The sequence below is a fragment of the Pseudonocardia sp. P-1 genome, from assembly GCF_058111925.1.
Map to the genome: position 1 here is coordinate 1,929,493 of NZ_CM176614.1, position 21,884 is coordinate 1,951,376.

At 76.6% G+C, this 21,884-nt stretch carries 18 protein-coding genes, 1 tRNA gene and 3 pseudogenes; 15 read left to right on the forward strand and 7 right to left on the reverse strand.

Translation table 11 applies throughout. From position 1 onward, the window contains the following. Positions 1-23: 23 nt before the first annotated feature. Positions 24-1,316 carry a competence/damage-inducible protein A gene (locus AC0GKK_RS09210; protein WP_489883601.1) on the reverse strand — a complete coding sequence of 431 codons (1,293 nt, stop codon included), beginning with the start codon at positions 1,314-1,316 and terminating at the stop codon, positions 24-26. A gap of 405 nt (positions 1,317-1,721) precedes the next feature. On the opposite strand from AC0GKK_RS09210, the pseudogene AC0GKK_RS09215 reads away from it, so the two are divergent. Continuing rightward, a pseudogene (locus AC0GKK_RS09215) lies at positions 1,722-2,678 on the forward strand (glycosyltransferase family 2 protein); the annotation flags it as partial. Positions 2,679-3,247: 569 nt separating this feature from the next. On the opposite strand, the gene AC0GKK_RS09220 reads toward AC0GKK_RS09215, so the two are convergent. Then, the gene (locus tag AC0GKK_RS09220) at positions 3,248-3,724 is read right to left on the reverse strand and encodes an acyl-CoA thioesterase (RefSeq protein ID WP_489883602.1); all 477 of its coding nucleotides are present in this window, start codon (positions 3,722-3,724) and stop codon (positions 3,248-3,250) included. Between the two features lie 255 nt (positions 3,725-3,979). Between AC0GKK_RS09220 and AC0GKK_RS09225 the strand changes: the two genes are divergently transcribed. From AC0GKK_RS09225 to AC0GKK_RS09235, 3 genes are all read left to right on the forward strand, one after another. After that, positions 3,980-4,372 carry an STAS domain-containing protein gene (locus AC0GKK_RS09225; RefSeq protein WP_043280132.1) on the forward strand — a complete coding sequence of 131 codons (393 nt, stop codon included), beginning with the start codon at positions 3,980-3,982 and terminating at the stop codon, positions 4,370-4,372. Positions 4,373-4,378: 6 nt separating this feature from the next. Continuing rightward, positions 4,379-4,471 (forward strand) — tRNA-Sec (locus AC0GKK_RS09230). Positions 4,472-5,623: 1,152 nt separating this feature from the next. Further along, positions 5,624-5,767 (forward strand): hypothetical protein, encoded by a 144-nt coding sequence (locus AC0GKK_RS09235; protein ID WP_489883603.1) that lies wholly within the window; start codon positions 5,624-5,626, stop codon positions 5,765-5,767. Between the two features lie 13 nt (positions 5,768-5,780). Here AC0GKK_RS09235 and cds1 read toward each other — a convergent pair whose 3' ends face one another. After that, positions 5,781-6,827, reverse strand: coding sequence for an L-cysteine desulfhydrase Cds1 (gene cds1, locus AC0GKK_RS09240; RefSeq protein ID WP_489884002.1), 1,047 nt, complete (start codon positions 6,825-6,827; stop codon positions 5,781-5,783). A 74-nt stretch (positions 6,828-6,901) separates the two neighbouring features. Beyond that, the gene (selD, locus tag AC0GKK_RS09245) at positions 6,902-7,936 is read right to left on the reverse strand and encodes a selenide, water dikinase SelD (protein ID WP_489883604.1); all 1,035 of its coding nucleotides are present in this window, start codon (positions 7,934-7,936) and stop codon (positions 6,902-6,904) included. Positions 7,937-8,120: 184 nt separating this feature from the next. On the opposite strand from selD, the gene AC0GKK_RS09250 reads away from it, so the two are divergent. The 5 genes and pseudogenes from AC0GKK_RS09250 to AC0GKK_RS09270 all read left to right on the forward strand — a co-directional run bounded on the left by AC0GKK_RS09250 (position 8,121) and on the right by AC0GKK_RS09270 (position 13,255). Further along, positions 8,121-8,984 (forward strand): hypothetical protein, encoded by an 864-nt coding sequence (locus AC0GKK_RS09250; RefSeq protein WP_489883605.1) that lies wholly within the window; start codon positions 8,121-8,123, stop codon positions 8,982-8,984. Positions 8,985-9,053: 69 nt separating this feature from the next. Next, positions 9,054-10,384: pseudogene (gene selA / locus AC0GKK_RS09255) on the forward strand (L-seryl-tRNA(Sec) selenium transferase). Between the two features lie 3 nt (positions 10,385-10,387). Further along, positions 10,388-12,207, forward strand: a pseudogene (locus tag AC0GKK_RS09260) (SelB domain-containing protein). Positions 12,208-12,255: 48 nt separating this feature from the next. Continuing rightward, complete coding sequence (locus AC0GKK_RS09265; RefSeq protein ID WP_062400770.1) at positions 12,256-12,669, forward strand: STAS domain-containing protein; 414 nt, start codon at positions 12,256-12,258, stop codon at positions 12,667-12,669. 259 nt (positions 12,670-12,928) lie between these two features. Beyond that, a complete protein-coding gene (locus AC0GKK_RS09270; RefSeq protein WP_060710891.1) occupies positions 12,929-13,255 on the forward strand; it encodes a WhiB family transcriptional regulator in 327 nt (108 codons plus the stop codon). 95 nt (positions 13,256-13,350) lie between these two features. Here the strand turns inward: AC0GKK_RS09270 and AC0GKK_RS09275 are convergent, their stop codons facing one another. Together AC0GKK_RS09275 and AC0GKK_RS09280 are read right to left on the reverse strand one after the other, a co-directional pair. Then, positions 13,351-13,836 (reverse strand): hypothetical protein, encoded by a 486-nt coding sequence (locus AC0GKK_RS09275; protein WP_405418923.1) that lies wholly within the window; start codon positions 13,834-13,836, stop codon positions 13,351-13,353. A 465-nt stretch (positions 13,837-14,301) separates the two neighbouring features. Further along, positions 14,302-16,599 (reverse strand): SpoIIE family protein phosphatase, encoded by a 2,298-nt coding sequence (locus tag AC0GKK_RS09280; protein WP_208825016.1) that lies wholly within the window; start codon positions 16,597-16,599, stop codon positions 14,302-14,304. A 215-nt stretch (positions 16,600-16,814) separates the two neighbouring features. Between AC0GKK_RS09280 and AC0GKK_RS09285 the strand changes: the two genes are divergently transcribed. The 4 genes from AC0GKK_RS09285 to AC0GKK_RS09300 all read left to right on the forward strand — a co-directional run bounded on the left by AC0GKK_RS09285 (position 16,815) and on the right by AC0GKK_RS09300 (position 19,843). After that, positions 16,815-17,243: an STAS domain-containing protein gene (locus AC0GKK_RS09285; protein WP_251785500.1), complete on the forward strand. Its 429-nt coding sequence runs from the start codon at positions 16,815-16,817 to the stop codon at positions 17,241-17,243. An 82-nt stretch (positions 17,244-17,325) separates the two neighbouring features. Then, complete coding sequence (locus AC0GKK_RS09290) at positions 17,326-17,757, forward strand: ATP-binding protein (RefSeq protein ID WP_062400766.1); 432 nt, start codon at positions 17,326-17,328, stop codon at positions 17,755-17,757. Between the two features lies 1 nt (position 17,758). Then, complete coding sequence (locus AC0GKK_RS09295; RefSeq protein WP_208825020.1) at positions 17,759-18,535, forward strand: SigB/SigF/SigG family RNA polymerase sigma factor; 777 nt, start codon at positions 17,759-17,761, stop codon at positions 18,533-18,535. A 90-nt stretch (positions 18,536-18,625) separates the two neighbouring features. Then, entirely contained in the window at positions 18,626-19,843 is a 1,218-nt protein-coding gene (locus tag AC0GKK_RS09300; protein ID WP_405418927.1) for an NAD(P)/FAD-dependent oxidoreductase, read from the forward strand. A 53-nt stretch (positions 19,844-19,896) separates the two neighbouring features. Here the strand turns inward: AC0GKK_RS09300 and AC0GKK_RS09305 are convergent, their stop codons facing one another. Further along, positions 19,897-20,118, reverse strand: coding sequence for a DUF3618 domain-containing protein (locus AC0GKK_RS09305; RefSeq protein ID WP_062404273.1), 222 nt, complete (start codon positions 20,116-20,118; stop codon positions 19,897-19,899). Positions 20,119-20,339: 221 nt separating this feature from the next. Here AC0GKK_RS09305 and AC0GKK_RS09310 point away from each other — a divergent pair, with 221 nt between their 5' ends. Further along, the gene (locus tag AC0GKK_RS09310) at positions 20,340-21,404 is read left to right on the forward strand and encodes a spore photoproduct lyase family protein (protein ID WP_224403352.1); all 1,065 of its coding nucleotides are present in this window, start codon (positions 20,340-20,342) and stop codon (positions 21,402-21,404) included. A gap of 7 nt (positions 21,405-21,411) precedes the next feature. Further along, on the forward strand, positions 21,412-21,804 hold the full coding sequence (locus tag AC0GKK_RS09315) for an HNH endonuclease (protein WP_161151331.1): 393 nt from the start codon (positions 21,412-21,414) through the stop codon (positions 21,802-21,804). Positions 21,805-21,884 lie beyond the last annotated feature (80 nt).

Consider the following 21,884-nt stretch of genomic DNA (forward strand, 5'->3'; position numbering starts at 1 on the left):
ACCCCGGGCGGGGCGTCGCGCCCTCAGCGGTGCGCGCCCGGCCCGGTGACGCCGGTGGCGCGCAGCAGCAGGTGCATCGCCAGGTCGACCGAACGCTCGCGGACGTCGGCGCGCCCGCCGGGCAGCTGCGGGTCGCGCGCGATGACCTGACCGTCGGCGGTGGTCACGCAGAAGCAGACGTAGCCGACGGGCTTGGCCTCGGTACCGCCGCCGGGTCCCGCGACGCCGGTGACACCGACGCCGACGTCCGCCCCGAACCTCGCCCGCGCACCGTCCGCCAGTGCCCGCGCGACCTCCGGCGACACGGCCCCGTGCGCCTCGATGAGCGCGGCGGGGACGTCGAGCAGCGCGGTCTTGGCCTCGTTCGAGTACGCGACCACGCCCCCGGCGACGTAGGCCGACGACCCGGCCCGGTCGACGAGCCGCCCGGCCAGCAGCCCGCCGGTGCAGGACTCGCCGGTCGCGACCGTCCAGCCCTTCGCGCCCAGCGCCGCGGCGAGCAGCTCGTCGGTGGTGCTGCCGTCGTCGCTGATGAGTGCGCGGCGGTGGCGGTCGACGATGCGCGCCGCCAGCTCGCGGGCCACGGGCTCGGCGCCGGGCAGCGGGTGCAGGTCGACCTCCAGCTCCGAGCGTCGCAGGCAGGTGGTCACCTCCACCCCGGACACGTCGAGCTCGGCCTCCAGGACGCGCAGCGTCTCGGCGATCTCGGACTCCGGCAGCCCGGCGAAGCGCAGGAGCGTGGCCTCCGCACGGGGCACCCGGGTCAGCAGCTCCGCCACGGGCGCCGACTCCAGCGCGGCGGGCCACATGCCCTGCAGCTCGCGCGGCGGCCCCGGCAGCACGACGACCAGCGGCCCACCCGGTCGCGTCACGGCCAGCCCCGGCGCGGTCCCGACCGGCTCGAGGACGCTCGCGCCGCGCGGCACCCTGGCCTGTTTGGCCGTCGCCGCGTCGAGCGCGGGCCCGGCCCAGCCGGCGCGGCTCGCCCAGCCGGCGACCCGGTCGTGGATCCGGCCCTGCAGCGCGGTGTCGACCTCCATCTCCGCGCCCGCGAACCCGGCGACGACCTCGGCGGTCAGGTCGTCGGCGGTCGGCCCGAGTCCGCCCGAGGTGACGACGAGGTCGTCGGAGGCGACGAACTCCAGCGCCGATCGCAGGTCCTCCGGGCGGTCCCCCACCAGCAGGACCCGCGAGACGGCGAAGCCGAGCTCGCCGAGGGAGCGGGCGACGAAGGGACCGTTGGCGTCGGCGACGCGGCCGGTCAGCAGCTCGCTCCCGGTGACCAGGACCGACGCGGTGGGACGGGACTCGCTCATGATCCGAACCTACCCGCGCCGGGAGGTCCGCACCCCGCCGCGCACGGGGTCACCATCGGTGCAGGTCCGGGGCGTCGGGACGCCGTCCGGTGTGGACCTGCCACCCGTTCGGGTGACGATGGTGCACGACACGCCCGGAACCGGACCACTCCGGCGTGTCGTCGCATCGCGAATGCCGCTCGTCGTGCCCCCGGACGGCCGCGGGCAACCGCCCCGCGCGGCCGCCGTCGTCACCCGTACGGCGCACGATCGGACGGCACGGCTCCGACCTGCGCCGACGCCGTCCGTCGCACCACATCCGGTGAACTCCGCGACCGCGCACACGCACGGTGTCCGTTTTCCGGCAACCGCGCACTCTCAGTGTGACCACAGCGGGCATACCCGACACTGTGTCCCATGTCAGGGATGTCTGCGCCGAACGACGCCGCGACCTGGGTCGGTGAACTGGACCGGCTCGGCCCGCTGCGTGATCTGCGGGTCGACCCGGCCTTCCGCGCCGCCCGTCTGCTCGTCACCGTCGGTGGCACTCCACAGGGCCAGGTGACCGTGCCCTTGCGTGGCGGTCGCGCCACGATCGCGGAGCTGCGGTCCGCACTGATCACCCTGGGGTCGCCCGAGCGGGTGGCCCCGGCTCCGGTCGCGAGCGACCCCGTGACGGTGGTGATCGCGACCCGCGACCGGCCCGAGTCGCTGGCCCGCTGCCTGCGCGCGGTCCTCGCCTCCGACCACCCGGCGCTGTCGGTCGTCGTCGTCGACAACGACCCGCCGGACGAGCTCACCCGCGACGCCGTCGCCGCCGCCGGGTCCCCGCGGGTCCGCTACGTGCGCGAGCCCCGCCGGGGCGCGTCGGTCGGGCGCAACCGGGGTCTGGCCGAGGCCCGCACCGAGATCGTCGCCTTCACCGACGACGACACCGAGGTCGACCCCGCCTGGGCCTCGCGCATCGCCGGCGCCTTCGCCGCGGACCCCGAACTCGCCTGCGTCTCCGGCCCGGTACTGGCCGCCCGCCTGGGCAGCCCCGAGGAGCGCGCAGCCGACGTCGCCCTGGCCTGGAACAAGGGCTTCACCCCGCGCCGGTTCACCCTCGCCGAGCCCCCCGCGGACTCCCCGATCTTCCCGTTCGCACCCGGCCTGTTCGGCATCGGCGCCAACCTCGCCGTGCGGGCTGGGGCCGCCCGCGCCGTCGGCGGCTTCGACGAGGCCATGGGCCCGGGCACCCCCACCCACGGCGGCGAGGACTGCGAGTTCCTGGTCCGCATGATCCTGGCCGGCAACGTCCTCGGCTACGCCCCGGGCGCCTACCTCTGGCACCACCACCGACCCGACCAGGCCGCGCTGCGCAAGCAGATGGAGGGCTACGCGATCGGGCTGGGCAGCTTCCTGGCGAAGGTGGCGCTGTCGCCGCAGGGCCGGTCGGTCGCACTGCGCCGGCTCCCGGCGGCGGTCGCCCGGCTGCGCCACATCTCCGACCGCGAGGCAGGCGCCGGCGTGGCGATGCCCGCCGACGCCGACCAGACGCGCAACCGGGGTCTGCTGAACGGCCCGCGGGCCTACCTCCGGTCGCGCCGCGCGGTGCGGCGGGCCGGCGGAGCGGTGCCGCCGCTGGTCGGGCCGGCGCGGGCCGGGACGACCGCCCCGCACAAGATCCTCGCGACCGGCGGCCACCCGGCCGTCACGCCCGCCCTGCCGCACGTCACCGGCGGGTACCCGGCCGCCGTACCGGCCCGGCCCCAGGGCGCCGGGCGCCACCCGACCGTCGCGCCGCCCCGGCCTCAGGGCACCGGGGCCACCCGGCCGCCGCCCCGGGCCGCAGGACACCGGCGGGTACCGGGCCGTCCCCGCCCGCACCGGTGGCCCGTACGGCGCCGGCCCCGCCCGGCGCGGCTGAGCCGCCCGCGGGTCCGCGGCGACGACCCGCCGCCACGACCGCGCTACGACGTGCTGACGTCCGGACCCGGCCCCAGCAGGGCCGGGTCCGACGACGCGGCGACGAGCCTGCCGTGCGGGTCGGCGACCAGCCGTCGCGTCGTGGTGTCGAGGACCCCGAGGGTGCACTCCACCTCGGCCGCGAGATCGTCCGTGCGGGCCCCGTCGGCCGCGGCCACCCGGACGATCCGGTGACTCATCGTGAACGGTTTGCGCGCCGAGAACGCGATCACCGAGTCGATCCGCAGCTCGTCCCCGGCGCGCAGCTCGGCCCGGAAGTGCACCGTCGTCGACAGCAGCACGATCGTCAGGCCGTGTGCGCCGAGCGCGTGCTGGGACAGCCCGGCGGCACGGAAGTGCTCCATCCGGGCGTGCTCGCCGTACTGATGGTAGACGGCATGGTTGACGTGCCCGTTCACGTCCATCTCGTAGCTGCGGACAGCGATCCGGACCCCGAACGGCGGAGACTGCTCGACGCTCATGCTCCACACCCTGCCAGCCGGGCCGGACCACCCCGGGCAGCGCGCCCGACCGTGTCCAGGGACGTTTGTGCCACCTGCGACCGCGGTCGTAGGGTGGGTGGCAGCGCTGACTAGGCTGGTGCGGAGGCAGCACGAGCGGTACGTCAAGCAACGGCGGCCGGTTGTCACTCACGGTGACGTCGATGGCGCGTCCGGGAACGGACCACGAGCACGTCGACGGCGCCGACGGCGACGACTCGCGAGGGAGCACGACACATGAGCAGTGAGACGCCCACCGGGGTGGGGGGAGACCAGGGCCCCGACGTCGGCGAGGTCGTCCGCTTCGAGGTGACCGAGCACGGTGACGGCGCCGTCGTCGTCGGAGTGCACGGCGAGATCGACACGATGACCGCGCCCGTGCTGAGCGAACGACTCGCCGAGCGGATCGGCTCCGCGAGCCTGCTGGTGGTGGACCTGACCCGGGTCACGTTCCTCGGGTCGGCCGGGCTGGCGGCGCTCGTCGAGGGCAAGGAGAAGGCGGAGAACGCCGGCAGCCGGCTGCGGCTGGTCTGTGGCTCGCACGCCGTCACCCGCGCGCTCGAGGCGACCAACCTGATGTCCCTGTTCGACGTGGCCGACGGCGTGCCGGAGGCGCTCCGCACGGCCTGACGACCCGGAGGCGTATGGGTGCCTGGTGGCCCCCGCGGTCTTCAACACCGACGTGGCCGAGCATCTCGGCCAGGCGGGTTCGATTCCCGTCCGCCTCCGCCGACCACCGCCCCCGACGACCGGGAGGACGAGCCCCACCGCGATGAGCATCCTGCACCTGGACGAGCTGTCCCCCACCTCGGGTGACGGCCCGTCCGGCGTGCCGGAGCTCGCGGCCGCGGTACGCGAGGGGCGGCTGAGCGCGGCCACCGTCGCCGAGCGGCTCCTCGCCACCTCCGACGAGGCGGTCCCCGTGGGCGCCGGGCTCGTGGTGGACCCCGCGCCGCTGCGCGCGGCCGCCGCGGCGCTCGACCGGCGCACCGACCGGTTCGCCCTGCCGCTGGCCGGGGTCCCGGTGGTCTTCGAGGACGGCATCTCCGTGGCCGGGCGCGGGGACGAGATCGTGCGCAGGCTGCGGGCCGCGGGAGCACTCGTCGCAGGGCGGGCACGGACCGCCGAGCACGAGGTGGGCCTCGACGCCACCCCGGGTGGCCGGGCCACCGCGACCGTGGTCGCCTCCGGCGTCGTCCCGCTCGGGATCGGTGTCGACGGCGACGGCACGCTGCGCTGCGCCGCCGCCGCCCACGGGATCGCCGCGCTCAAGCCGGGCCGCCGGGTGCTCCCGCTGCCCGACGCCGCCGAGCGACGCTGGTGCGGGCTGGCCGAGCCCGCCCTGCTCGCCGGGCGCGCGGAGGACCTCACCGCGGTGCTCGACGCGCTGTCGCGCGGCACCGGCGGGCCGCCCGCGCCGTCGTCGGTGCTGCGGCTCACCACCCCCGCCGGCGCCGGCCCCGGTCCGGCCGCGGCGCCCGTCTCCTCGCTGGCCGCGTCGCTGCGCACCGGCCGTACCCGGCTCGCCGGGCCGGACTCCGCGTCCGCGGTGCACGCGGCGATCCGGCTGCTGCAGGACGCCGGGCTGGGCCTCGTCGCGGCCGACCCGCCGTACCGGGCCGTGCTGGTCGTGCACTCGGCCCGCCGCCGTCAGGCCGGGCTCGCCCGCCGGGTCGAGGACCTCGGCCTCGACCCCGCCGAGCTGCCGCGCAGCGCCCGCAGCCTGGTCCGGCGCGGCCGCCGCGTCCGACGCCTGGGCGGGCTGCGTCCCGCGACGCCCGCGTCGTGGCGGCAGCGGATGGTCGCCTGGCTCGACGACGCCGGCGCCGAGGCCGGTCTGCTGCCCGCCCCGCCCGGGGCGTCCGGGCCGGGTCCACCGGGGTGGCCGCGTGGAACCTGGCCGGGCTGCCGTCGCTGGTCGCGCCGGTGTACCGGCCCGGGGAGCACGGCTGCGTGCAGCTCGTGGGCCGGCCCGGGTCGGAGCGGCGGCTGCTCGCGACCGCCGCCCTGCTCGCCGGGGAATGATCCCCGGCCCGGCTCAGTCCGCGGGCGGCGACCAGACCCCGGTCGCGACGAACCGGTCGAGGGTCCGGGTGTAGGGCGCCAGGTCCATCCCCTGAGCGGCGACCCAGGCGTCGTCGTAGTAGCTGTGGCGGTAGCGCTCCCCGCCGTCGCACAGCAGGGTCACGACACTGCCCGCGCGTCCGGCGCGCAGCATCTCGGCGACGACCTGGTAGACGCCCCAGAGGTTGGTGCCGGTCGACCCGCCCGCCCACCGGCCGGTGCGGTCGCGCAGGTGCCGGGCGGCGGCGACGCTGGCCGCGTCGGGCACCGGGACCATCCGGTCGATCACCGACGGGACGAAGCTCGGCTCCATCCGGGGCCGCCCGATCCCCTCGATGCGCGACGCCGCCCCGGTCGCGTACGACGGGTCCCCCGCCGTCCACCCGGGCAGGAACGCCGACCCCTCCGGGTCGACGACGGCCAGCCGGGTCGCGAGCCGCCGGTAGCGCAGGTAGCGGCCGATCGTGGCCGAGGTGCCCCCGGTCCCGGCCCCGACGACGATCCACTCCGGCACCGGGTGCGGCTCCTCGGCCAGCTGGGCCAGGATCGACTCGGCGATGTTGTTGTTGCCGCGCCAGTCGGTCGCGCGCTCGGCGTAGGTGAACTGGTCGAGGTAGTGCCCGCCGGTGTCCGCGGCGAGCCGCTCGGCCTCGGCGTAGACCTCGCCGCCGTGGTCGACGAAGTGGCAGCGTCCGCCCTCCCGCTCGATCAGCGCGATCTTCTCCGGGCTGGTCGAGCGCGGCATGACGGCCACGAACGGCACCCCGAGCAGCCGGGCGAAGTACGCCTCGGAGACCGCCGTCGACCCGGAGCTGGCCTCGACGACCGTGGTGCCCTCGGTGATCCAGCCCGACGCGAGCGCGTAGAGGAACAGCGACCGGGCGAGCCGGTGCTTGAGGCTGCCGGTGGGGTGCACCGACTCGTCCTTGAGGTAGACCTGCACGCCCCACTCGGCGGGCAGGTCCAGCACGTGCAGGTGCGTGTCGCCGGAACGGTTCGCGTCGGCCTGGACGCGGCGCATCGCCTCGTCGACCCAGGCGCGGGTACGGGCACAGGAACGGTCGACGGGCTGCACGCCCCGACCCTAGATCGGCCTCAGAGCCGGACCAGCCCGGTCCCCTCGGTCACGGTGCCGATCCGGGCCGCGTCGTGCCCGCGCCCGCGCAGCCACGCGACGGCGGCGTCGCCGAGGCCGGGGGCGGCGCCGAACAGCAGCCCGCCGGAGGTCTGGGCGTCGGACAGGACCAGCAGGTCCTCCTCGCCCGCGGAGCCCGCGACGACCCGGTCGTCGATCCAGACGCGGTTGCGCAGCGTGCCGCCGGGGACGACGCCGTCGGCGACCAGCTCCCGCACCCCGCCGAGCAGCGGCACCGCAGCGACGTCGACGTGGGCGTCCACCCCCGAGGCGACGGTCATCTTCGTGAGGTGCCCGAGCAGGCCGTAGCCGGTGACGTCGGTGCAGCCGGTGGCGCCCGCCTCGCGGGCGGCCGCCGCGGCGTCGGCGTTCGGGGTGGTCATGACGGCGACGGCGGCGTCGACGTCCGCGGGCACCCCGCGTTTCACCGCGGTGGTGGTCACGCCGATCCCGAGCGGCTTGGTCAGCACCAGCTCGTCGCCCGGTCGCAGCCCGGCGTTGGTCAGGACCCGGTCCGGGTGGACCTCCCCCACCACGGCGAGGCCGTACTTCGGCTCCGGGTCGTCGATCGTGTGCCCGCCGACGACGGCGAACCCGCACCGCCGCCCCACCCCGGCGCCGCCCTCCAGGACGGCGGCCAGCACGTCCGGCCCGAGCTGCTCGGACGGCCAGCAGACCAGGTTCAGCGCGAACAGCGGGGTGCCGCCCATGGCGTAGACGTCGGAGACGGCGTTGGTGGCGGCGATCGCGCCCCAGGTCCCCGGGTCGTCGACGATCGGGGTGAAGAAGTCGGTGGTCGCGACCAGCGCACGGTCCGCGGACAGCCGCCAGACCGCGGCGTCGTCGCCGGTGTCGGTGCCGACCAGCAGGTCCGGATGGGACGGGGGCGTGACCGCCGCCAGGACCTCCCCCAGCTGGGCCGGTCCGAGCTTGCAGCCGCAGCCCGCGCCGTGGCTGAACTCGGTGAGACGACGGACGACACCGGTGTCGGACATGCCCCCATCCTGTCAGCGTCGCTCCGTGATCGCCCGCGTCACACACCGTCGACCGCCGGACTGCCGCCGTCCGCCGAACGGGGGCTGTCGGGCTGCGCCGGGGAGACGGAGACTGACGCACCGTGAGCAACTGCACGGGGGGTACGACGAGGTGACCGACGGTGTCACGGATACCGGCGCCGAGGTGACGGCCGAGGACGTACGCGACGACGAGACGACCCGCTCCGGGGACGCGGTCCCCCCGGCCGGGCCCGTTCCCGACGCCGTGCTCCCTCCGACGACGGCCGCCGGACTGCCGCAGCGCGCCCCGCGCGGCGGCGACGGCGCCCGCAGCGTCGAGCACACCGTCGAGGACCTGGTGGGCCGCCTCGCCGCGGCCGAGCACGCCCGCGACGCCGCCGAGCGCCGGGCCGAGGCACTCGCCGCCGCCCTCGAGGACGCCCGGTCGCGGCCCGCGGAGACCTTCGGCATGCGCGCGGACAAGGTGCTACGGATGGCCGAGCACGAGGCCGCGATGCGGCGGCGCACCGCCGAGACCGAGGCCGCGCAGCTGGTGGACGCCGCCCGCGACGAGGCCGCCCGGATCGTCGGCGACGCCCGCGCGGAGGTCGACCGGCTGCGTGCGGCCGGGGTGGCCGCGCGGCGGGACAGCGAGCTCGTCGCGGACACCGCGGCGTCGATGCACGCCCACGTGTCCGCGCTGCGGTCGTCGGTGCGCGAGGAGATCGCCCGGCTGCACGGGATGCTGGGGTCCGAGCTCGGCAGGCTCGATGCGCCCACCCGGGCCGCGCACGGCGCCGACCAGGGCGAGCGTGTCCGGCGCCCGGTGGGCGGCCCGGCGCACGCCCTGCGGACCGGGGAGGCCCCCGGGCCCGGCGAGCTCACGGCCGACGACGCCGCCGCGGTCGTGGACCACGAGGAGGCCGTCGACCTGCCGGCTGTGGTGCTGCCCGAGCAGCGGGAGCCGGAGCCGCCGGCCGAGGCGGCCCCGGCGACCGGCACCGCCGCCACCGCCACCGCCGAGGGCAGCGGGCAGCGGACGTCCTGACCCCGGGCCCCGGAGCGCGACGGCCCGGAGCACGGGACAGCACGGTGTGACGAGGGTTACGGTGCGCCGGTGACTCCCGCCGAGCCCGACCCGCGCCGGCGCGTCCCCCGGACCGACGTCGTCCTGGCCGACCCGGCGCTGGCCGGGGCCGCCGCACGGCTGGGCCGGCCGCGGGTCAAGCGCGCCGTCGTCGCGGCGCAGCAGGACGCGCGGGCGGGCCGGATCGCCCCCGAGGAGGTCGCCGCCGTCGCCGGGGCGTCGCTGCCCGCCGCCGCGACCGGGATCCGGGCGGTCCTCAACGCGAGCGGCGTCCTGCTGCACACCAACCTGGGCCGGGCGCCGCTGTCGGCCGCCGCCGTCGACGCGCTGGGGTGGCCGCGGGCACCTGCGACGTCGAGCTGGACCTGGCCACCGGGCGCCGCGGGCCGCGCGGCACGGACGCGCTGGCCGCGCTGCGCGACGCCGTCCCGGGTGCGGGGGCGGCCTGGGTGGCGAACAACGGCGCCGCCGCCCTCGCGCTGGTCTGCGCCGCCCTCGCCGGGACCGGCCGCGAGGTCGTGGTCTCCCGGGGCCAGCTCGTCGAGATCGGCGACGGCTTCCGCATCCCCGAGCTGATCGAGTCCACCGGGGCCCGGCTCCGCCCGGTCGGCACCACCAACCGCACCCACCTGCGCGACTACGCCGGCGCGATCGGCCCGGACACCGCGTTCGTGCTGGTGGTGCACCCGTCGAACTTCGTGGTGACGGGGTTCGTCTCGGCCGTCGGGGTCCGGGAGCTGGCCGGGCTGGGGCCACCGGTCGTCGTCGACATCGGGTCCGGGCTGCTGACCCCGCACCCGCTGCTGCCCGACGAGCCCGACGCCGCGGGCACCCTCGCCGACGGCGCCGACCTCGTCACCGCCTCCGGGGACAAACTCCTCGGCGGACCGCAGGCCGGTCTGCTCCTCGGCGGCGGGGACCGCGGCGCCGCCCTGGTCGAGCAGGTGCGGCGCTTCCCGCTGGCCCGGGCGATGCGCGTCGACAAGCTGACCCTCGCGGCGCTGGAGGCGTCGGTGGCCGGTCCGCCGACGCCCGTCCGGGAGTTCCTCGACGCCGACCCGGCCACGCTGCGGGCGCGGGCCGAGACGCTCGCCGCGGCCCTGGCCGCCGACGGGATCGACGCGACCGCGACGGACACCGTCGCCGGGGTCGGCGGTGGCGGCGCACCCGGGGTGGAGCTGCCCAGCGCCGCGGTCGCGCTGCCCGAGCGGTACGCGGCCGCTCTGCGTGCCGGTGACCCGCCGGTGCTGGGCCGGGTCGCCGACGGGCGCTGCCTGCTCGACCTGCGGGCGCTGCCGCCGTCCGCGGACGCGGCGCTGGCCGGGGCCGTGCGCGCGGTGCCCGTGCCTCCGGAGGACTGAGTCGTGCACGTCCTCTGCACCGCGGGCCACGTCGACCACGGCAAGTCCACGCTGGTCCGGGCGCTGACCGGGATGGAGCCCGACCGGTACGCCGAGGAACGCCGCCGTGGGATGACCATCGACCTGGGCTTCGCGTGGACCGAGGTGCCGGGGGCGGGCACGGTCGCCTTCGTCGACGTCCCCGGGCACGAACGCTTCGTCGCCACGATGCTCGCCGGGGCCGGTCCGGTCCCGGCGGCGCTGTTCGTCGTCGCCGCGGACGAGGGCTGGATGCCGCAGTCCGGGGAGCACGCCGACGCGCTCGCGGCCGCGGGCGTCACCGACGGACTGCTCGTGGTCACCCGCTCCGACCTGCTCGATCCCGAGCTGGCCCTCGACGACGCCCGCGCCGCGCTCGCCGCCCGCGGGCTCGGCGGCTGGCCCTCGGTCGCCGTCTCCGCCCGCACCGGCACCGGTCTCGACGCGCTGCGCGGCGCGCTGGCCGCGCTCACCGCACGGCTGCCCGCACCCGACCCGGACGGGCCGGTGCGGCTGTGGGTGGACCGGGCGTTCACCGTGCGCGGGGCCGGGACCGTCGTCACCGGCACGCTGCGCAGCGGCACCGTGCGCCCCGGCGACACCCTGGAGCTCGACGGCGACACCGGGCGGACACCGGTGACCGTGCGCGGGGTGCAGGAGCTCGGCGAGCCGGTCGACGCCGCCGCCGCGGTCGCGCGGGTCGCGCTGAACCTGCGGGGCGTCCCCCGCGACCGGGTCGACCGCGGCGACGCGCTGCTCGGCCCGGGGCGTGGCCGGTGACCGGGGAGGCCGACGCCCGGCTGCACGGGGTCGGCGGGCCGGTGCCGCTGCCGTCGTCGCCGGTCGGGCTGACCCTGCACGTCGGCTCGGCGGCCGTGCCGGTGCGGGTCCGCCCGCTCGGTCCCGGCCCGGCGGGCGGCGACCCGGTCGTGCGGCTGACCCCGGCACGGCCGCTGCCGCTGCGGATCGGGGACCGGGCGGTGCTGCGTGACCCGGGTGCCGGGCGGATCGTGGCCGGGGTGACGGTGCTGGACCCGGCACCGCCGCCGCTGCGCAGACGCGGTGCGGCGCGCCGCCGGGCCGACGAGCTCGCGGGGGCCGGTGCCGTCCCCGACGCCGACGCCGAGCTCGCCCGGCGCGGCACCGTCCGGGCCGACGACCTGGTGCGCTGGGGCGTGCCCGCCGGCGAGGTGGCCGCGCTCGCGGCCCGGGTTCCCGGCGCGGCGGGCCGGTTGCTGCACCCGGCCACCGCCGCGTCGTCGGCCGCCGCACTGGCCGCCGCCGTCGCCGCGCACGACGCCGAGGACCCCCTCGACCCCGGGCTGCCGCTCGCCGCGGCCCGGCGCGCCGCGGGACTGCCGGACGTCGCGCTGGTGGAGGCCGTGCTGTCCGCCGTCGGCGGGGCCGGTCTCGTCCTGCGCGACGGGCGGGTGCGGGCCGCCGCGGACACCGGCCCGCCCGCGGCCCTGCGCGACGCCGCGGCCCGCGTGCGCGCCGACCTCGACGGGGCCCCGTTCGCCGCGCCGGGGGCGGCCCGGCTCGCGGAGCTGGGGCTCGGGCCGCGGGAGCTGGCGGTGCTCGACCGCGCCGGGGAGCTGCTGCGGGTGGCCCCGGAGGTCGTGCTCGGCCCCGACGCGCCGGAGCGGGCGGTCGCCGCCCTCGACGGGCTCGACGGCGCGTTCACCGTCTCCGCCGCGCGGGAGGTACTCGGGAGCAGCCGCCGCGTCGTCGTGCCGCTGCTGGAGCTGCTGGCCCGCAGGGGCCTCACGGTGCGGATGCCCGACGGGACACATCGCCTGCGCTGAGCGGGCTCCGAGTGGCGACGCCGTGCCGCGGTGCCTACCGTCGACCCAATGACCGACCCCCGTCCGCCCGCCGCCGGCACCACTGACGGCTCGGGCGGGACGTCACCCGATGTCACCGACACCTGCGACGGGCTGCGGCTGGAGACCTCCCGGCCCGCGGACGGGACGGTCGTCGTCGCCGTGACCGGTGAGCTGGACATGCTGACCGCGCCGGAGCTGCGGCACGCGGTGGCCGAGCAGATCTCCGCGGCCTCGCTGGTCGTGCTGGACCTCGACGGGGTCCGTTTCCTCGGCACCTCCGGGCTGGCGGCGCTGATCGAGCTGCGGGAGCAGGCCCACCGGGCCGGGGTCGAGCTGCGTCTGGCGTGCACCGAGCGGCGTGTCCTGCGCCCGATCGGCATCGCCGGGCTGCACCACCTGTTCGACATCCACGACGACGTGCAGGCCGCACTCGACTCCTGAGAAAGTGACCTGAGTCACACCTCCGTGTGCCCGGATCCGCCCCCTCGCGCGGCGGGGTGCGCGGCGCGGGAGTGCGTGGCGGTGTCGTGAACAGGGGCGATGCCCGGTCCGTCCGACCGCGCGGCCGGCCCGGGACGCCTCGCACGGCCCGTCGCTAGCACCGATCCCGGCATCGCGCAGGTTTGATCTCGGACCCCCTCGGGAACCGGGGTGAGGAGCCAACCCGGTCCTCCCGGGCCCCGAGCGACGAGGTGAGCACGTGAGCGACGTTTCCCGGCTTCCCGGCCCGATGGACGACGTGTGGCAGTGGCAGCGACTGGGTGCGTGCCGCGGCATGGACAGCGCCGTGTTCTTCCATCCCGACGGGGAGCGCAACCCCTCCCGGTCGCGTCGCACCGAGCGCGCGAAGCAGGTCTGCCGGGGATGTCCCGTGCTGCAGGAGTGCCGTCGCTTCGCGCTGGCCAGCCGTGAGCCGTTCGGCGTGTGGGGCGGGCTGGGCGAGTCCGAGCGCCGCGCCATCATCGAGCGTCGCGACGCCGAGCGCATCGTCGCCGAGCAGGGTCCCGGCCTCGCCGCCGTCGTCTGACGGACCACGGACGACGGATCACCGATCCGGCACGGCCCGCCCGGGTTCCGGGCGGGCCGTTCTGCTGCCCGGCCGTTCCGGCCGCCCGGCCGGCGTCACACCGCCGAGGGCAGGGCCTCCGGCTCCGTGACGTCCTCCGCGACGGGTCCGGCGGGCCGGTAGCGCAGCACCGGCAGGCCGTAGACCCGGGCGACGCGGCGCACCGCGCGGCGGACCACCTCGATCTCCGGGTCGTGCACCGGCCCGGCGGCGGCCGGGGCCACGCACCAGGTGTCGTCGTCGGGGTCGAACCCGACCAGCTCCGAGAGGGCCGCGACCAGGTCCGCCTCGTCGCCGTCCTGCACCGCCCAGCGCAGTCCGAGCCGGTGCACCCGCACCCGCTCGACCGGCAGCGCCTCGACCGGCACGTCCTCGGTGTCGTCCTCGGCCGCCAGCAGCTCCCGCGCCTCGGCCGGTGTCAGCGGGCGCCGGGTGGGGGCCGGGTCGTCCCGCACGACCAGCAGGTCGGTCTCCCCCGCCTCACCGGAGAGCGCCGCGAGCGGGCCCCCCGCACGGGCGGACTCGGCCGCGGTCAGTGCCACCGCGACCAGCCTCCGTGGTCGCGTCGTCCCCTGCCTCACGCTCGCCCCCGTCGATCCCACACGTCGTCGTCCGTCGAGTACAACGCCCGGATCCCCGATTCGGGCGTCGATTACCCACCCGGACGGACGAGTGGGGTCACCCGGTCCACGAGCGGGCGACGACCCCCTGTCCGGAACCCACGGACGGCGCCGACCGCAACACCGCCGTGACCTCGGCCCGCCCACCGGTAGCGCGGATGGGCCGGACGGTCGAACGGCGCCGCCCCGCCGCCGGGCGGGGCACCGCCGGTGGGCGGACGCCCCGGACGGTCGAACCCGGACGCCCGACGCGGCCGGAGCGGTCGACTCGTCCGGCCGGGAACGCCGACACGGCAGGCCGGCCGCCGATCGGGTCGGCCGGTGCGGCCGATCGGGTCGCTCCGCGCGGCCGGGTCCGGACGGGTGACGGTCCAGCCGACCGCACCGTCAGGCCGGGTGGTCCAGACGGATCGCGAGCAGGGCGATGTCGTCGTCGAGCCGGTCCGGCAGGCAGACCTCGAGCACCCGCTCCACCACCCGCTCCGGGTCGGCGTCGGACGGCAGCTCCTCCAGCGTGCGCTCGATGAGCTCGGTGCGGGCGTCGGCGTCCTCACCGATGATGTCGGTCAGGCCGTCGGTGTAGAACACGAGCAGCGACCCGGCGGCACACGGGACCGTGGCGCCGCCGCGGTGCGCCCCGGCGGCCCGCCCGAAGTCCGGCACCGCGCCGAGCATCGGCGAGTGGTGCGCGTCGAGCCGGTGCAGCCGGCCCTGCGGGTCGCGCAGCAGCGGCGCCGGGTGCCCGGCATTGGCGTAGGTCAGCTCGCGTCCGCCGTCGGGGGCCACCGGCCCGAACCGGGCGTACACCGCGGTCGCCATCGCGGCGATGTCCAGGCCCTGCACCAGCTGGTCGCAGCGGTCGAGCACCGGCCCGGGCGCGTCCCCGCCCCAGGCGTAGGAGCGCAGCACTCCGCGCAGCTGCCCCATCGCGGCCGCCGCCGACAGGTCGTGGCCGACGACGTCGCCCACCGCTGCGCCGACCGAGCCGTCCGGCATCGGCAGCACGTCGTACCAGTCCCCGCCCACCTGGTTGCCGTCCGCGCCCACCAGGTAGCGGGCCGCGACCCGCATCCCCGGGACCTGCGGCAGCGCCGGCAGCAGGCTGTGCTGCAGGGTCGCCGCCGCGGCCCGCTCCACCTCGTAGAGCCGGGCGTTGTCGACGGCCAGCCCGGCGCGACCCGCGAGGTCCGAGGCCAGGTGCAGGTCGCGCTGGGTCCATCGACGGCCGTAGGGGAACTGCGTCGACAGCGTCACCAGGCCGAGCACCCGGCCGCGGCCGAGCAGCGGGACGACCATCGCCGACCGCAGTCGCAGCCGCTCGTAGGCGTCGGCCGCCTCCGGGTCGTCGGGGTAGACCTCGCGTCCGTCGTCGGGCAGCTCCTGCACCAGGTACGGCTTGCCGGTCCGCACCGCGGTCTCGGCCTGCTGCTCGATCCGCACGGCCCCCAGTGGACCGGACCGCGACAGCAGCGCCTCGTCGTCGGCGTCACGGGCGGCGACGGCCATCCGTTCACGGGACGCCCCGTCGGGGGTGTCGAGCAGGTCCACCGTGCACAGGTCGGCCAGCTCCGGCACCACGATCCGGGAGAAGCGCCGGCAGGCGTCGGCCACGTCGAGCGCCGTCGTCATCTGGGTGGTCGCCTCGGCCAGCAGCCGCAGCTGGGCCCGCGCGGCCTCGGCGTCGGCGAGCGCCGCCCGCCGCTCCTGCTCGACGACGACCCGCTCGGTGACGTCGCTCTGCACGCCGACGAAGTTGACCAGCTCGCCGTCGCCGTCGTGCACCGGCGAGATGGACACCTGGTTCCAGAACGCGGTGCCGTCGCGCCGGTAGTTGAGCAGCACCTCGGTGATCGCCCGCCGTTCCCGCAGCGCCTCGCGCACCCGGCGGACAGCGGACCGGTCGGTGTTGGGGCCCTGCAGGAACCGGCAGTTGCGCCCGACCACCTCGTCGAGGGGGTACCCGGTCAGCCGTTCGAACGACGGGTTCACCCAGGCCAGCGGGTCGTCCTCACGCTGCGGGTCGGAGATGGTGAACGACATCTCGGTGGCGAGCACCGCACGGTCGCGCAGGAACCCCATCCGGTCGCGGTCCTCGCCCTGGCCGGCCTCGGAGTCCGACAGCGGCAGCAGCACGGCCAGCGCGCGGCCGGGCCCGGTGGCCGAGGACTGCGCGTAGGTGCCCTGCCCCTGGGCTCCGGGGTCGGCCAGCGCGAACCCGGTCACCCAGACCAGGGTGCTGCTGGCCGTGGCCCCCTCCCCCGGGACCGGGACGCCGTCGCGGTCGGGCATGAGCCCCGGCCCGTGCAGCGCGACCGGCTCGCCGGACACCGCCTCGCCGGAGGCGATCCGGGCCAGCGGGGACCCCTCGCCGGTGTACGGACGGCCGTCCAGGTCGGTCAGCCGCGCGGCCTCGCTCCACTCGCGCACCCCGACGGGCAGCCGCACCGGGCGGTCGCCGGCCAGCTCCAGCGCGGTCGTGTTGGCGTAGACGATCCGGCGCTCGGAGATGTCGATCATCAGGACGGCCACCTGCGCCCCGCCGCGCACGTGCGGCATGGCCGGGGTGCTCGGCTGCTCCCCGAAGGATTCCACCGAGGTCGCGACCGCCTGGTCGACGGCCCGGTCCACCGCGTCGCCGGGGGGACCGGCCGGGGCGTCGGGGCCGAGATCGGAGTACCGCGTCACCCGGGCGAGCCTAAGGGCAGGCGCCGTGCCGGGCCCGCCGAGCCCGGCCGGTATCGTCGGGCCCGGTCTCCTGTCGTGGGTGGACCGGACCCGGCGCGGGCCAGGACGGCCCCGCCGCGACCCCGGTGCGTCGTGCGGCGCGAGAAGACACCTGCCCGTCGAGAGCACGGCGGCGCTCCACCACGCTTCCGCGCCGCCCGGCGCCCGACACGGAGGTGATCACCCTGCCCGGATCCGCGCCGGCGCAACCGTCCCGGGGGGACGGGGACGCCGAGCTGGACGGCACCGACTCCGCCCACCTCGGCGTCGGCTTCTCCTCACCGCGCAGCGGCCTGACCGTGCTCACCGTGCGCGGCGAGGTCGACACCCTGACCGCACCGCGTCTCGAGACCGCCCTCGACGAGCTGCTGGACCTCGCCCCCGACGGCGACGGCCGCGACCTCGCCGTGGACCTGGAGGGCGTCACGTTCCTCGCCTCCAGCGGCCTCGGCGTGCTCATCCACACCGCCCGGCGGGCCGCCCGGGACGGACGGCGGCTGTTCGTCGTCGCCACCAACCGGGCCGTGCTCCGGCCGCTCGAGGTCACCGGCTCCGCCCAGCTGTTCACCGTCCTGCCCGACCAGGCGGGCATTCCCGGCGCCTGAGCGGGCACCCGGTCCTGCACACCCCCGCCGGAGGCGACATGATCCGGCCCGACACCCCCGTCGCACGAAAGGACTCGTCAGCGTGGCCCAGGAGGACGTGGCAGGCACGGCGCACGGCGCCGGCACCGACAACACCGTCGAGATCAGGGTCGCGGCGCGGCCCGCGCTGATCCCCACGGTCCGTGCGGTGGCCTCCGACCTCGCCGCACGCGCGGACTTCGACCTGGACGCGGTCTCCGACCTGCGGATGGCCGTCGACGAGGCGTGCGCGACGCTGGTCGCGATGGCCGCCCCCGGATCGCCGCTGCGGTGCACCTTCGCCGTCTCCGACGAGCGGATCGAGGTCACCGCCCGGGTCGAGACCGGCACCGGTGCGCAGCTGCCCACCGACTCCTTCGGCTGGCGGGTCCTGCAGACCCTGGCCGACCACGTCGCGGTCGAGTCCGGTGAGGAGGACGGCGGGCGCCCGGCCCTCACCATCCGCCTGCACAAGCTCGCGGGTCACGGGCTGTGACGTGACGTCGGACCCTCAGTACGCCCACCTCACCCCGCTGCTCGAGCAGTACGCGGGTCTCGACGACGGCGACCCCCGCCGGGAACGGCTGCGCGAGCAGCTCGTCACCGGCTACCTGCCCGTCGCCCAGCACATCGCCCGCCGGTTCAACCACCGCGGCGAGCCCCTCGACGACCTCGTGCAGGTCGCGACGGTCGGGCTGATCAACGCCATCGACCGGTTCGACCCGGAGAAGGGCGGTGAGTTCTTCTCCTTCGCCGTGCCCACGATCTCCGGTGAGGTACGCCGGCACTTCCGGGACCAGAGCTGGTCGATGCGGGTGCCTCGACGGCTCAAGGACATGCACGTGTCGATCAACGGCGCGGTGTCCGAGCTGTCCCAGACCCTCGGTCGCGCGCCCCGGCCCTCGGAGCTCGCCGAGTACCTCGACCTGCCCGTCGCCGAGGTCCTGGAGGGCCTGGAGGCCGCCGAGGCCTACCGCAGCTCCTCGCTCGACGAGATGCTGTCGTCGGAGGACGGCAGCGCCACCGTCGGCGAGCTGGTCGGCGACGCCGACGCCGAGCTCGACCGGGTCGACTACCGCGAGTCGCTGCGCCCGCTGCTCGCCGAGCTGGCGCCCCGCGAGCGGACCATCGTGATGCTGCGGTTCTTCGGCAACCGCACCCAGACCCAGATCGCCCAGGAGGTCGGCATCTCCCAGATGCACGTCTCCCGGCTGCTCGCGCAGACGCTGTCCCGGCTGCGCAACCGGCTCGACCCGGAGGACCGCACCTTCTGACGCCCGGGCCGCACGGCGGCGCCGTGCCCCGTCCGCGAGGATCGGGGCGGGACCGGCGCACCGTCCGGGCCCGGAGCGGGGAGGTAGGAGATGAGCGTGCCGGAACACGTGCTGGTGGTCGGCGCAGGACTGGCCGGACTGCGCACGGTGGAGAACCTGCGCCGGGACGGTTACGAGGGCCGGATCAGCCTGGTGGGGGCCGAGGAGCACCTCCCGTACGACCGACCGCCGTTGTCCAAGCAGTTCCTGGCCGGTGAGTGGGAGCGCACCAAGGTCGACCTGTGCACCGCCGAGGACCTCGACGAGCTCGGCGTACGCACCCACCTCGGCCGCTCCGCGGTCGCCCTGCGGCCCGCAGAGGACCCGGCCGACGGCTCCGAGGTCGAGCTCGACGACGGCACCGTGCTGCACGCCGACGCCGTCGTCCTCGCCGTGGGGGTCACCTCCCGGATGCTCGACGACCAGCCCGACTCCGCGCACCTGCTGCGCGCCGTCGACGAGTCCGAGCAGCTGCGCGACGCGCTGGCCTCGGCGTCGTCGCTGCTCGTGGTGGGTGCCGGGTTCATCGGGGCCGAGGTCGCGAGCACCGCCCGGGATCGGGGTGTCACGGTCACCGTGGTCGAGACCGGCACCGTGCCGATGGCACGGCTGCTGGGCGACCGGGCCGGTGCGGTCGTGGCCCGGCTGATGAGCGACGCCGGGGTCGACCTGCGCACCGGGGTGTCGGTGTCGGAGCTGACGGACTCGGGCGCCACGCTCTCCGACGGGTCGACGGTGACGGCCGACGAGATCGTCGTCGGCGTCGGCGGGATGCTCGACCTGGGCTGGCTGGAGGCCACCGGCGTCGACGTCGCCGACGGCATCCCCTGCGACCACCGCGGCCGGGTCGACGGGCTGCCCGGGGTGTGGGCGGCGGGCGACGCGGCCGCCTGGACCGACCCGGACACCGGCGAGCGCACCCGGCTGGAGCACTGGACCTCGGCGAGCGACCAGGCCGCCGCGGTCGCCGCGGACATCACCGGCACGACCCCGCCGCCCGCCGCGGTGCCGTTCTTCTGGTCCGACCAGTTCGGCATGAAGATCCAGCTCGTCGGGCGGCCGGACCGCGCGGACTCGCTGCTGCCGCTGCACGGCGAGGGTCTCGACGACGGCCCGGTGAAGGGCACCGTGCTCGGCTACCTGCGCGGCGACGACCTCGTCGCCGTCGCCGGGTTCGGCGCGGCCCGGCTCGTCGCCCGCTACCGCCGCCCGCTGGCCGAGGGTGCCGACCGCGCCGCGACGCTGGAGCTGCGCGACTCGCTGTCCTGACACACGAACGCCCGGCCGGTGCGGGCACCGGCCGGGCGTGGTGTGCAGGCGGTCTAGCGGAAGATCGAGCGGACGATCGCCAGCCCGACCAGCGCGCCGACCGCGATCAGCGAGTACTTGACCTTCGGGTCGGCGAGCCGCTCCGCGAGCTGCTCCTTGCCGCCCTCGATGAGGTTCTTCGGGTTCGCCCGGTCCGCCAGGGCGTCCAGACTCTCGGCCAGCGCGTCCCGGGTCTTCTCGATCTCGCGCTGGATGTTCTCGGGGTCGCGGGCCACCACGTCCACCTCCGGTTCGGCCGGTACGCGTCCGCGCCCGGGACTCCTGCTGCTCGCGCCCGACGCTGCCCCGACACCGACGTCGGGGCACCGCGAGCGGCGTGGCACACACCGTAGCCACCGCACGGGCCGGTCCGCGCGCCCGCCCACGGCGCGCCGCCGATTCGGGTGCCGTGGACGGTCGCCGGGCGGTACCCGCACGATCCTGCGAGGCTGGGCCGGTGAGTGTGGAACAGTTGTTCGACATCCGCCGGATCTGGGCCGAACCGGACGCGCTGGCGTCGCCGCGCGGACAGCAGGTCGCACTGTCGTTCCCCGACGCCGAGATCGTCGAGGTCGCCTCGCACTGGAACATCGAGGCGCTGCACGGCAACGCCGGCAACGTGGACCGCTGGGTCCGGGTCAAGACCGAGAATCTGGTCCTGGGCGAGAAGAAGTCGCTCTCGGCCCGCCCCAACGGCCGCTCCGCGGACTTCATCGCCCCCTCCACCGCGAACGGCTGCGCGCTGGCCTGCGCCTACTGCTACGTCCCCCGGCAGAAGGGCTACGCGAACCCGGTCACCGTGTTCACCAACATCGACCGGATCGTCCGCTACCTGCGCGGGCACGTGCGGCGTCAGGGGCCCAAGACCGAACCGAACCAGGTCCACCACACCGACTGGGTCTACGACATCGGGGAGAACTCCGACGTCGCGGTCGACGCGCTGCTCTCGGACAACGTGGCCGACCTGGTCGGCTGCTTCCGGGATCTGCCCGGCGCGCGGGCCAGCTTCGCGACGAAGTACGTCAACCGCGAGCTGCTGGGCCTCGACCCGCAGGGCGGCACCCGCATCCGGTTCTCGCTGATGCCCGAACGCGACAGCAGGCTGCTCGACGTGCGCACCACCCCGGTCGCCCGGCGGATCGCCGCGATCGACGACTTCGTGGCCGCGGGCTACGAGGTGCACCTCAACCTGTCCCCGGTGGTGCTGCGCGAGGGCTGGCAGGCCGACTGGGCCGAGCTCCTGACCCGGATCGGCGACGTCACCGGCCCCGCGTTCCGTGCGCAGGCCGCCGCCGAGGTGATCCTGCTGACCCACAACGAGGGATTGCACGAGGTGAACCTCGGCTGGCACCCGCGGGCGGAGGAGGTGCTGTGGCGACCCGCGATCCAGCAGGGCAAGCGCAGCGGCAACGGCATGTGGAACGTGCGCTACCGGGACACCGTGAAGGCCCGCGGGGTGCGTGAACTGCGCGGCCTCGTCGAGCGGCACGCACCGTGGCTGCGCATCCGCTACGCGTTCTGACCGTTCCGTGACCCCCTCCCCCGCCCAGCCCGGGCGCGCGCAGCGCCTGGCGCTGGCCGCGCTCCGCGACGGCGGGCACTGTGTATGGTGCCGCCGCGACTGCACCGGACCGGTCCGCGCCACGACCGACCACCTCGTCCCGAAGGTGAAGGGCGGACCGTCGTGGCTGGAGAACGAGGTCGTCGCCTGCGGTCGCTGCAACCGGGCTCGCGGTCACACGAGCCCCGCGGACTGGTTCGCCGAGTGCCGCAGGCGCGGCTGGGACCCGGACCTGCCCGCGGTGCTCGGCACGCTGCGCTCGCTCGCCGCGGCGATCGCCGAACGCGGCGGCCTGCGCCGTGCACGGCCCTACCTCGACGGCCAGCTGCGACGGCTGGAACGGCTCGCCGGGGAGCCCTGAGCCCACTCCGTCCACAACCGGGCGGTCCGTCCACGGACCGCGTGCTCGGCGCCGAGGGCGGGGACACGGGTGGCACGCTG